Annotated in this window: 1 pseudogene; it reads left to right on the top strand. The window is 57.8% G+C overall.

The features are described 5' to 3' along the window. Window positions 1–282 (top strand): annotated as a pseudogene (locus L972_RS21025) (IS481 family transposase); the annotation flags it as partial.

Raw genomic sequence — 282 nt, forward strand, 5'->3', positions numbered from 1 at the left:
TTGCTCGACAAATTGCCCGGCTGTAAAGGGGCTCATCCCAATCGGGTCGCTCCCGAGATTGAACAGGCCATACTCGATTACTCCCTCACCAGACCAACTCATGGCCCGCTGCGGGTCGCCCAAGAACTGGCTCTGCAAGGCATCAATGTCAGTGCCGGCGGCGTGCGTGGCGTGTGGCAACGTCACGACTTGCTCTCCAAACACGACCGCTTGTTGCGCCTCGAGAAAACCCACCGTGAGCAGACCATTGAGCTCAATGACGAGCAAATTCGCCTGTTAGAG

Origin of the sequence: Aeromonas sp. ZOR0001 (assembly GCF_000801015.1) — a bacterium.
In the GTDB taxonomy this organism is placed as follows: domain Bacteria; phylum Pseudomonadota; class Gammaproteobacteria; order Enterobacterales; family Aeromonadaceae; genus Aeromonas; species Aeromonas veronii.